Here is an 11,026-nt window from a genome sequence, read left to right as displayed (position 1 = left end):
CGATGCCCTACCCGGAGAGATGGAAGTTGCCGGAGGTGCCATATATCGCCAGCGACGTCAACAACGTCACCATGACCACCGCGACCAGCGAGGCCCGCACCGCATTGCCGACCGCGACGCCGACGCCGACCGGTCCGCCGGCGGCGTGGAACCCGTAGTAGGTGTGTATCGCCATGACCGCTACGGCCATGAAGATCGCCTGCGCGAACGACCAGAGGATGTCACTGGGAATCAGGAACGTTTCGAAGTAGTGGTCGTATACGCCCGCCGACTGTCCGTAGACGACCACTGTCGAAAAACGACTCGCCAGGAACGAAGCGACGACCGCGAGTGAATACAGCGGAACGATGGCGATCATGCCCGCGAGGATGCGAGTACCGACGAGGAATGGCACCGGACGGATCGCCATGACCTCCAACGCGTCGATTTCCTCCGATACCCGCATGGCGCCGAGCTGCGCGGTCGTACCGGCTCCAAGCGTCGCCGCCAGCCCGATACCCGAAATCACCGGGGCCGCGATTCGGACGTTGATAAATGCGGCAAAGAAGCCGGTAAGAGCTTCGACGCCGATATTGCCCAGCGAGCTGTAGCCCTGGATGGCGATGACGCTACCCGCACCGAAGGTCAGGAACCCGACGATCGCGACGGTGCCGCCGATGACCGCCAGAGCTCCGGTCCCCATGGATATTTCGGCGATGAGCCGGATGGTTTCGGTGCGGTAGTGCATCAGTGCGCGAGGTACCGACGCCACCGATCGCAGGTAGAAGACCGCATGGTTGCCGATGGAATCGAACGCTGCAACGGCCCGGCGGGCACGATTGGTCATCCGCGGGAAGCGGGATGCGATTACGAATGCCATATTCTCACCGCATCGCGAACTTGAGGCCAACGGCGGTCACGACGACGTTCAACACGAACAGCACGATGAACGAGAAGACAACAGTCTGATTGACGGCGTCTCCGACACTCTTGGGCCCTCCCTTGACGTTCAGCCCCAGATAGCACGCGACCAGGCCGGCGGCCAGGCCGAACAGGGTCGCCTTCACCTCGGATATGACCAGTTCCGGGAAATGTGTCAGCAACGTGATGCCGTTGACGAACGCACCCGGATTGACGTCCTGCAGGAACACCGAGAAAAGGAAGCCGCCGAGAATTCCGATCGTGCTTACCAGGCCGTTCAGCAGGGCCGCGACGAACATCGATGCGAGCACACGCGGCACGACCAGTCGATGGATGGGGTCGATTCCAAGGACCCGCATCGCGTCTATCTCCTCGCGGATCGTGCGAGCGCCGAGGTCCGCGCAGATAGCGGTGGCGCCGGCTCCGGCCACGATGAGCACGGTGACCATGGGCCCGACCTGCGTGACCGAGCCGAATGCGGCACCTGCGCCGGAGAGGTCGGCGGCGCCGATCTCGCGCAGCAGAATGTTGAGCGTAAAGCTCACCAGCACCGTGAACGGGATGGCGACCAGCACCGTCGGAACGATGGATACGCGGGCGACGAACCACGACTGGTCAATGAATTCACGCAGCTGGAACGGCCGGCGCACACTCGCGCGCACCACGTCCGCGGTGAGTTCGAAGAACCCGCCGACAGCCCTTAGTGGCACGGCAAGGACTTCGTTCATCGCCGATCCTCCTTGCCTGAATACCGATCCAGCCGGCGGGCGCGTTGCCGCAACTCCGCCGCGGACAAGTAGAACATGTTCACCGAATTCCGCGAGGGCTTTTGGCCCCATTTGAAGTGCTATTTCATCTCAATCCGAGGACTCGGATTGAAACCTGTTTCATACGTGGTGAGCATCACGGTTGTGAGCCCTGGCACATACGATCCTCATGTCTACCAACTGCTGGACGACTGATCAACTCTTGGACGGCCGTTCAGAAAGCAAATGGGACGGTCTGCGGTCAACCGGGCTGGTCAGCCCAGTTCGTGTAGTGCTGTTGCAGAGAACGTACGACCTTCGGGCCGCTCGGCGAAGTACCCGCCCAGCGTGGCGGCCAGATCGCCGGCCGACCACTGCTCACCCGGTGCGTCGAAGCGCTGCTCGACGACCGGCGCCGCCATGAGCGCGACCATCGGGCCGTACACCACGAACACCTGGCCGTTGACCGATTCAGCCGCCGGGGAGGACAGATAGGCCACTAACCGCGCGACATGATCGGGCGAGAGTGGATCGACGACACCCTCGGGAGCGTCGCTGAACACCGCCTCGGTCATCGCCGTGCGGGCCCGCGGGCAGATCGCATTCGCTCGCACGCCGTAGCGGGACAGGCCGCGCGCCGAGGACAATGTCAACGCCGTGATGCCCGCCTTCGCGGCGCCGTAGTTCGCCTGCCCCTCCGGCCCGAGCAGGCCGGCCTCGGAGGAGGTGTTGACGATGCGGCCGTACACCGGCCCGCCGGCCTCCTTGGACTTGGCCCGCCAGTACGCGCCCGCATTGCGGCACAGCAGGAAGTGGCCACGCAGATGTACCGCGATGACCGCGTCCCAGTCTTCGTCGGACATATTGAACAGCATCCGGTCGCGGGTGATACCCGCGTTGTTGACCACGATGTCCAGCCCGCCGAACGCCTCGGTGGCGGTACGGATCAGCTCGTCGGCGGTGGCCCGTTCGGCGATACTGCCCGCGACGAATTCCGCCTTCGCGCCGAGCGCGCGAATGTCGGCCATGGTCTGAGCCACGGCCTCCGAGTCGGACAGGTCGTTGACGACGACCGAGGCGCCGGCACCGGCGAGGGCCAGCGCCTCGGCGCGGCCGAGGCCTGCACCCGCCCCTGTCACGATCGCAACACGTCCGGCAAGGCTCACATCGTTATCGTTCACCGAGCCGACTTTAGAACGTGTTCCAGTTCACGGCAAGAGTCGATCACAATAATTTCAACGCCGCTTTCGGGCACTGCGCGACCGCGTCCTCCACCTCGGCGACACGATCGGCGGGCACTTCGCCCTCGGCGATGTGCAGCACGTCTTCATCGTCGAGTTCGAACACGTCGGGGGCGATTCCGACACAGATTCCGTTCGCTTCACACTGGTCGAGATCAACACTGACCTTCATCAGAACTCCTTCACCGCGGCTCTCGCCGAAGAGTAACAAGCCGATGCGGCCGTTCGGGCCGACATCGAGTGGATCCACTATCAATACTGGAACATGTTTCAGTCGATATGCAATGATCGGAACGCCGGTTTCCTATCCGCGTGTCCATTTTCGATGAATGAAGGCCCGAGGTAACGCCCATGCGCATCGCCTACACGCCGCAGCAGCAAGAGCTACGAGCGGAGCTGCGCGACTACTTCGCCAAGCTGATCACTCCCGAACGCCGCGTCGCGCTCAGCGCGCAGACCGGCGAATACGGGCAGGGCAACGTGTACCGCGAGGTCGTGCAGGAGATGGGTCGCGACGGCTGGCTGGCCCTCGGCTGGCCCAAAGAGTTCGGCGGCCAGGATCGGCCGATGCTGGATCAGCTGATCTTCACCGACGAGGCCGCCATCGCGGGCGCGCCGGTGCCGTTCCTGACCATCAACTCCGTCGCGCCCACGATCATGCATTACGGCAGCGACGAGCAGAAGAAGTTCTTCCTGCCGAAGATCGCCGCCGGTGAGCTGCACTTCGCCATCGGCTACTCCGAGCCCGGTGCGGGCACCGACCTGGCCTCGCTGCGCACGACCGCGGTGCGCGACGGCGACGACTACGTCATCAACGGCCAGAAGATGTGGACCAGCCTCATCGCCTACGCCGACTACATCTGGCTGGCTTGCCGCACCGATCCGACGGCCAAGAAGCACAAGGGCATCAGCATGCTGATCGTGCCGACCGACGCCGAAGGCTTTTCCTACACCCCGGTGCACACCATGGCCGGGCCGGATACCAGCGCCACCTACTACCAGGACGTGCGCGTACCCGCGACCTCGCTGGTCGGTAAGGAGAACGGCGGCTGGCCGTTGGTCACCAACCAGCTCAACCACGAGCGCGTCGCGCTCACCTCGTCCGCGCCGCTGGCGCTCGCACTGAGCCAGACCGTCGAGTGGGCGCGCGAGACCACCTCCTCGGATGGTTCGCGGGTGATCGATCGGGAATGGGTGCGGCTGAACCTGGCCCGCGTCCATGCCAAGGTCGAATACCTGAAGCTGCTGAACTGGGAGATCGCCAGCCGCGCCGATGCCGGCGGTGACGCCGCACCGCGTCCGTGGGACGCCTCGGCGTGCAAGGTGTACGGCACCGAACTGGCCACCGAGGCCTACCGGCTGCTGATGGAGGTCCTCGGACCGCAGGCCTACCTGCGCCAGGACTCCCCCGGGTCGGTGCTGCGTGGCCGGCTCGAGCGGATGCACCGCGCGGCGCTGATCCTCACCTTCGGTGGCGGCACCAACGAGGTCCAGCGCGACATCATCGCCATGACCGCGTTGAAGCAGCCCGCCTCCGCCCGCTGAGACCGGACTTCGAAAGTAGGTATTCACCATGGATTTCACCCCTACCGAGGCCCAGGGCGATCTGGCCCGGCTGACCGGCGAGGTATGCGCCAAGCTGGTCACCGACGACCGGCTGCGCGAACTCGATACCGCCGCGGTGCGCTTCGACGAACCGCTGTGGCAGTCACTGGCCGAGACCGGTGTGCTCGCGGCAGCGCTACCGGAATCAGTCGGCGGCAACGATTTCGGCGTGCTGGAGCAGACCTCGATTCTGCGTGAACTCGGCAGGTACGTCGCGGCCGCACCGTATCTGTCCTCGATCGTGCTCGGTGCGGGCGCGCTCGCGCGCTACGGCAGCCCCGACCAGCAGGAACTCGCCCGGCAGGCAGGCGTGGGCGAGGTGATCCTCAGTGCCGCGCTGACCGAGGAACGGAATTGGGATACCGGAAAACCGGACACCACCGCCACCGAGACCGCCGACGGCTGGCGCGTCACCGGCCTCAAGACCACCGTCCCGGTCGCCGACCGCGCGCATCGGATCCTGGTGCCCGCCACCGTGTCCGGGCAGACCGCGGTGTTGCTGGTCGACCCGTCGCATTCCTCTGTGCAGGTGACCGCCCAGCAGGTGGTCGACCGCAGCGCGGAATTCGCCGTCGAACTCGCCGAGACCCCCGCAGAACTGCTCGGCACCGTGGACACCGGCGCCGAGATCCTGGATTGGCTGCTGCTTCGGGCTTGGCTCGGCGTGAGTGCCCAGCAGCTCGGCACCCTGGAACGCGCACTGGAACTGGTGGCCGACTACGCCCGCGAACGCGAACAGTTCGGTAAGGCCATCGGCAGTTTCCAGGCCGTGGCCCAGCGCCTGGCCGACGCCTACATCGATGTCGGCGGCCTGCGCCTGACCGTCACCCAGGCCGCCTGGCAACTGTCGCAAGACCTGCCCGCGGCACCGGCGGTCCATACCGCCAAGTTCTGGGCCGCCGAAGCAGGCCACCGCGTGGCCCACACCCTCGTACACGTCCACGGCGGCGTCGGCATCGACCGCGACCACATCGTGCAGAACTACTTCACTGCCGCCAAGCACAACGAATTCGCATTGGGCCCCACCCCCGACCACCTACTCCCCCTCGCGCAGCACCTGGCCGACTCGGCCTGAGTCGTCCGACAACGAGATCGGCCCGCCGGACATCCGGCGGGCCGATTTCGTTCTGTCATCGAGTGAAGTGCGCGGAAACGACGATCAGGGCCGCCGCGGTGTTCGCGGCGGCCCTGATCGAGGGTGTGGCTACTTGCCGCTCGCGTCGGCGTGTTCGTCGGCGGGGCGGTCTTCGGTCTGTGCCTTGGCCCAGCGGTAGTCGGGCTTGCCGGCCGGGGAACGCTTGATCTCGTCGACGAACCAGAGGCTGCGGGGCATCTTGTAGGACGAGACTTCCTTGGTCAGGACCGGGCGCAGTTCGTCGAGAGTCGGGCGCTTGTCGCCGCGACACTGGACGACCGCGGCGACCCGCTGGCCCCAGCGCTCGTCGGGGACACCGACGACCAAGGCGTCGAAGATCTCGGGATGAGTCTTGAGGGCGCCCTCGACCTCTTCCGGGTAGATCTTCTCGCCGCCGCTGTTGATGCTCACCGAACCACGGCCGAGCAGGGTGACGGTGCCGTCCTCCTCGACGCGGGCGTAGTCACCCGGGATCGAGTAGCGGACCCCGTTGAACTCCTTGAACGTCGCGGCCGTCTTGACCGGGTCGCCGTAGTAGCCGAGCGGGATATGGCCCTTACGGGCGATCATGCCGACCTGGCCCGAACCCGGCGCGACCGGGTTGCCGTCGTCGTCGAGCACCTCGGTGGACGCGTCGATCTTCACCCGCGGTCCGCCGGTGTGCGTCGCACCCTTGGCCGCGACTGCCAAGCCGCCGAACCCGGTCTCCGAGGAGCCGATCGAGTCGGTGATCATGGTGGTCTGCAGCAGTTCCAGGTACTGGTCCTTGAGCGTGGGCGAGAACAACGCGGCGCTGCTCGCCATGGCCCACAGGTTCGTATGCTGGTAGGCCGCACCGGTTTCCGGGTTGCCCTCACGCAGTGCGTCAAGCATCGGGCGGGCCATCGCGTCGCCGGTAATAAAGATCATGTTCACGCCGTGCCGGTCGATCGCCTGCCACACGCTGTGGCCGTTGAACTCCGGCAGCATGATGGTCTTGCCGCCGTCGAACAGGCCGTGGAAGGTCGCGGCCTGCGAACCACCGTGGATCATCGGCGGGATCGGGTAGCGCACCATCTGCGCGCCGCTCGCGCCCGTCTTGGCTTGCTGCCATTCGTCTTCGATCTTCTCGCCGGTGCCGAAGTTGGTGCCACCGCCGAGCACCCGCCACCAGTCCTCCTGGCGCCACATCACACCCTTGGGCATGCCGGTGGTGCCGCCGGTGTAAAGCATGAAGATGTCGTCGGCGGAACGTTCACCGAAGTCACGCTCGCCCGAGGAAGCGGCGAGGGCGGTTTCGTAATCGGCCGAATCCGCTGCGGTGGACACCTGTCCGGCGGTATCGTCATCGACCACGATCACGGTCGTCAAACTTGGCACGTTCGGCCGCACGGCGGTCACTTTGTCGCTGTAGCGACGCTCGTGAATCAACGCGACCATGTCCGAGTTTTCGAAGATGTACTGCAACTCGTTCTCGACGTAACGGAAGTTCACGTTGACCATCACTGCGCGCGCCTTGAACACCGCGACCATCGCCTCGACGGCCTCGATGGTGTTGCGCGAGTAGATGCCCACCTTGTCGCCCGGCTGGACGCCCTGTTCTTGCAGGTAATGGGCTAGCTTGTTGGTCCGCTCCTCCAACTGGGCATAGGTGACCTCACGAACGTCGTCGACCAGTGCGACGCGGTCGGGCATGAGGTCGATGGTGTGCTCGATGAGGTCCGCTATGTTGTAGCTCACAGACCTAAAAATAGAACGTGTTATCGTTCCTGACAAGGGTGCCTTTCACACCACGTCCTCGAGCCAGGAGATTTCCGCGATGCCGCACTGCCTCGTCGAGAAGCGCGACCACGTTCTCATCGTCACCATGAACCGCCCCGAGGCCCGCAATGCCCTCTCCGGCGAGATGATGGCGATCATGCGTGATGCCTGGGATCAGGTGGACAGCGATCCCGATATCCGGGTCGCGATTCTGACCGGCGCGGGCGGCGCCTTCTGTGCCGGCGCGGATCTGAAAGCGATGACCTCGCAGCATCCCGGCGATTCGTTCTCCGGCGGCGGCTGGGATCTGTCGAAGATCGAGGCGCTGCTCAAGGGCCGCAGGCTCACCAAGCCGCTGATCGCGGCCATCGAGGGCCCCGCCATCGCCGGCGGCACCGAGATCCTGCAGGGCACCGATATCCGCGTCGCGGGCGAGAGCGCGAAGTTCGGCGTGTCCGAGGCGCGTTGGGGCCTGTTCCCGCTCGGCGGGTCGGCCGTGCGCCTGGTACGCCAGATTCCCTACACCGTCGCCGCTGACATCCTGCTCACCGGCAGGCACGTCACCGCCGCCGAAGCCAAGGAGATCGGCCTGATCGGCCATGTGGTGCCCGACGGCACCGCCTTGGACAAGGCGCTGGAGCTGGCCGAGAAGATCGCGGCCAACGGCCCGCTTGCGGTGCAGGCGATCCTGCGTACCATCCGCGAAACCGAATGCCTGCCCGAGGAGGACGCCTTCAAGATCGACGCCGAGCTCGGCATGGCGGTGTTCAAGTCGGCCGACGCCAAGGAGGGCCCGAAGGCCTTCTCCGAGAAGCGCAAGCCGACTTTCACCGGCAACTGAATCGCACCGAAACCACGAACGTCCCCGGCGGGCTCGACGCGCCGGGGACGTTCGCTGTGTGCGGTCAGTTGGCGCCCGGGTAGTCCATCCAGAAGGGCTCCCACTGGTGGCCGTCGGGGTCGAGGAAGGTGCGTCCGTGCATGCCGACCTGGGCCTCCTGGGCGCGCTTGTCCTCGTTGACCTCTTCACGCCCGCCTGCCGCCACCGCCGCATCGGTGAGCTGGTCCACCTCCTGCGCACTGCCGAGCGAGAGCGCGTAGCCCGCGCTCGTTGTCGCCGCGGTATCGGCGATCGGGCGGGTGGCAAAGGTGGCGAAGTACTCCCTGGTCAGCAGCATCAGGCAGATGTTGTCGTCGATCACGATGCAGGAGGCGTTCTCATCGGTGAAGTCCTGGTTGACCTTCCAGCCGAGCGCCTCGTAGAAGTTCTTGGACCGCGGCAGGTCGGTCACGGGGAGATTGACGAAGATCATCTTGCTGCTCATTATTTCGGCCTCTCGGTCGTTGTTTGCTCGCTTCACCCATAGAGACGGGGGCCGTTTCGCAAACTCATCGCTGTCGCCGAATCCGGGTTCAGAATGCCGATACCCGTTACTGGCGGTACTGGTGAGATGTGTGACTGAGGTGGTGTTTCCATCGGCAAACGACCGCTTCGACGTCTGTTTGTTGTCGGTGGCTTGTGCCACAGTGACATCCATGAGCGAGACGTCGGGCGCAGCCACCGCCGAAGTCATGGATACTTTCGAGGTACACCGCCGCGAGTTGTGTGCCTACGCCTACCGCATGCTCGGATCCTCGTTCGAGGCCGAAGACGCGGTGCAAGAAACCTTCACCCGCGCTTGGAAGGCCTACGACGGGTTCGAGGGCCGGGCCAGTCTGCGGTCGTGGCTGTACCGGATCACCACCAATGTCTGCCTGGACATGCTCGACGGTCCGCAGCGCCGGGCGCGGCCGATGGATATGTCCGGTCCGTCGAGCCCGGATTCACCGCTCACCGCACCGCAGCCGGATTACGTCTGGGTCGAGCCCATCCCCAACGCCCTGGCTTTCGGCGCCGATCCGGCCGAGCACGCCAGCGCCAAGGATACGCTGCGGCTGGCGTTCGTCGCGGCCTGTCAGCATCTGCCCGCCACGCAGCGCGCCATCCTGATCATGCGCGAGGTGCTGCGCTTCTCCGCCAACGAGACGGCCGAGGCGCTCACCATGTCGCCGGCTTCGGTGAACAGCGCCCTGCAGCGCGCCCGCGCCACCATGTCCAAGGTCCAGCCCGCGGTCACCGACACCTATGACGAGTCCGACGACGATCAGCGCAAACTGATCGACGATTTCGTCAAGGCGTTCGAGTCCTACGATATGGACAGCCTCACCACACTGCTGAAAACCGATGTGGCGCTGTCCATGCCGCCGCTCGAGTTCTGGGTGTCCGGGCCGGCCAATGTCGCGGAGTTCATGCTCGGCCACGGCTCGGCCTGCCGGGATTCGCGTCTGGTCCGGCTCGAAGGCGCCAATGGTCTGCCCGCCTTCGGCCACTACAAGCCGGGCGATGAGCCCGGCGTGTGGGTGCCGTGGTCGATCACCGTCCTGGAATTCACCGACGGCGAGATCTCCGGGCTCAACTTCTTCCTCGACACCGACAAGCTGTTCCCGCTGTTCGGCCTGGAGCCGGAGCTGCGCGAAGCCGCCTGAACACCGGTCAGCCGGGAATCAGATTCGAGTGGCGGTCCGGGTCGCCGGGCACCGCGACGCCCTCGGTGGCGTTTCGGTAGCCGGTGAGCACCGGGCCCCACCAGTCGAGCATGCGCTGCTCGGTCGCCGGTGGGCACGGCGCGGGCCCGTGCACGATCCGGCGCAGCGACGACAGGTCATATCGGAGCCGGATCGCTTCCGGCAACGCGAGCAGGCGGTCGAACTGCGCCGGTGTCACGAAACTGTGGGTCACCCGGTGCCGTTCGATCAATCGCAAGGCTTCGGCGGCATCCCAGCCATCCATCAGCACCGCGCGATGGCCCAGCTGGATCGAGACGGTGAGAAAGTCGAGCGCCTCGGCACCCGACAGCGCCGAACCGCACAGATGCACATGTTCACTGTGCGGCGCGAGCGCGAACAAACCGAAGAATCCGGTCGAATGCGGTGCCACCACATCGGGATCGGCCCCGGTGAGCGGGCGCCGGATTCCGGTGAGCTGCTGCGGTGTTCGCACGTCGTAGCAGATCGACGCACCCACCGTGCGGTCACCCGGCCTGCGGATACCCGCCGCCCCGAGCCACGCCAGTGATTTGAACCCCTCGATCTCGCCATCGGAAAACCGCGCCGCGACGGGCAATCTCGCGGCGTCGGCGGCGAGCCGGGCGGATTCGGCGAACCGCTGCCCTGCGACGAACGCTTCGGCCCCACTGTCGAGGAGCACGTTGGCGATCTCCGGCACGGTCAGATGCCAGTCCACCGCGGCCAGATACAGCCCGCTCTGATAGGCCGCGAAATACATCGCGACCGCCTCGACGCCATTGGGCAGCATGCTTGCCACCGTGGCACCGGGACGCAGGCCGAGCGCCCGCAGGCCACCCGCGTACCGGTCGGCGAGGGTGGCCAGTTCCCGAAAGGTCACCATCCGTCCCGAAGGTGCGACCAGTGCGATTCGCCGCGGCTGGGCCGCGGCGATATTCCACAATCCGAGAACTTCTGCCGACTCCTGCGTCACGCCATCGAATCTAGAACGCGTTCTAGATATCGACAAGGGTGTCGTCGGTGCGCACGAACTCTGCGGCCACCGCCGGACTATCCGCCCGGAGCAACGATATGCTGAGGATGCCCGGATTCCT

The 11,026-nt window shown here is 65.5% G+C and carries 11 protein-coding genes; 4 read left to right on the top strand and 7 right to left on the bottom strand.

Going from position 1 to position 11,026, the window contains the following annotated elements; translation table 11 throughout:
- Nucleotides 1-7: 7 nt before the first annotated feature.
- From ACFXNW_RS04445 to ACFXNW_RS04430, 4 genes are all read right to left on the bottom strand, one after another.
- Nucleotides 8-859: an MlaE family ABC transporter permease gene (locus ACFXNW_RS04445; RefSeq protein ID WP_379415801.1), complete on the bottom strand. Its 852-nt coding sequence runs from the start codon at nt 857-859 to the stop codon at nt 8-10.
- 4 nt (nt 860-863) lie between these two features.
- Entirely contained in the window at nt 864-1,628 is a 765-nt protein-coding gene (locus tag ACFXNW_RS04440) for an MlaE family ABC transporter permease (RefSeq protein ID WP_379415799.1), read from the bottom strand.
- A gap of 293 nt (nt 1,629-1,921) precedes the next feature.
- Nucleotides 1,922-2,827, bottom strand: a complete 906-nt coding sequence (locus ACFXNW_RS04435) for a 3-oxoacyl-ACP reductase (protein WP_379415798.1) — start codon at nt 2,825-2,827, stop codon at nt 1,922-1,924.
- Nucleotides 2,828-2,870: 43 nt separating this feature from the next.
- Entirely contained in the window at nt 2,871-3,059 is a 189-nt protein-coding gene (locus tag ACFXNW_RS04430) for a ferredoxin (RefSeq protein ID WP_163826308.1), read from the bottom strand.
- A gap of 179 nt (nt 3,060-3,238) precedes the next feature.
- Between ACFXNW_RS04430 and ACFXNW_RS04425 the strand changes: the two genes are divergently transcribed.
- Both ACFXNW_RS04425 and ACFXNW_RS04420 read left to right on the top strand, forming a co-directional pair.
- Nucleotides 3,239-4,432, top strand: a complete 1,194-nt coding sequence (locus ACFXNW_RS04425; protein ID WP_379415797.1) for an acyl-CoA dehydrogenase family protein — start codon at nt 3,239-3,241, stop codon at nt 4,430-4,432.
- A gap of 28 nt (nt 4,433-4,460) precedes the next feature.
- Nucleotides 4,461-5,567 carry an acyl-CoA dehydrogenase family protein gene (locus ACFXNW_RS04420; protein WP_379415795.1) on the top strand — a complete coding sequence of 369 codons (1,107 nt, stop codon included), beginning with the start codon at nt 4,461-4,463 and terminating at the stop codon, nt 5,565-5,567.
- 129 nt (nt 5,568-5,696) lie between these two features.
- Here the strand turns inward: ACFXNW_RS04420 and ACFXNW_RS04415 are convergent, their stop codons facing one another.
- Nucleotides 5,697-7,346: an acyl-CoA synthetase gene (locus ACFXNW_RS04415; RefSeq protein ID WP_379415794.1), complete on the bottom strand. Its 1,650-nt coding sequence runs from the start codon at nt 7,344-7,346 to the stop codon at nt 5,697-5,699.
- Between the two features lie 79 nt (nt 7,347-7,425).
- Between ACFXNW_RS04415 and ACFXNW_RS04410 the strand changes: the two genes are divergently transcribed.
- A complete protein-coding gene (locus tag ACFXNW_RS04410; RefSeq protein ID WP_379415793.1) occupies nt 7,426-8,208 on the top strand; it encodes a crotonase/enoyl-CoA hydratase family protein in 783 nt (260 codons plus the stop codon).
- A 64-nt stretch (nt 8,209-8,272) separates the two neighbouring features.
- Here ACFXNW_RS04410 and ACFXNW_RS04405 read toward each other — a convergent pair whose 3' ends face one another.
- On the bottom strand, nt 8,273-8,692 hold the full coding sequence (locus tag ACFXNW_RS04405) for a VOC family protein (RefSeq protein WP_379415792.1): 420 nt from the start codon (nt 8,690-8,692) through the stop codon (nt 8,273-8,275).
- A gap of 211 nt (nt 8,693-8,903) precedes the next feature.
- On the opposite strand from ACFXNW_RS04405, the gene ACFXNW_RS04400 reads away from it, so the two are divergent.
- On the top strand, nt 8,904-9,893 hold the full coding sequence (locus ACFXNW_RS04400) for a sigma-70 family RNA polymerase sigma factor (protein ID WP_379415790.1): 990 nt from the start codon (nt 8,904-8,906) through the stop codon (nt 9,891-9,893).
- A 7-nt stretch (nt 9,894-9,900) separates the two neighbouring features.
- Here ACFXNW_RS04400 and ACFXNW_RS04395 read toward each other — a convergent pair whose 3' ends face one another.
- Nucleotides 9,901-10,905, bottom strand: coding sequence for an AMP-binding protein (locus tag ACFXNW_RS04395; RefSeq protein WP_379415789.1), 1,005 nt, complete (start codon nt 10,903-10,905; stop codon nt 9,901-9,903).
- Nucleotides 10,906-11,026 lie beyond the last annotated feature (121 nt).

The organism is Nocardia sp. NPDC059180, from assembly GCF_042754945.1.
Lineage (GTDB): Bacteria > Actinomycetota > Actinomycetes > Mycobacteriales > Mycobacteriaceae > Nocardia.
Note: the sequence above shows the minus strand (reverse complement) of the source record. Positions and strands in the feature narration are given on the sequence as shown.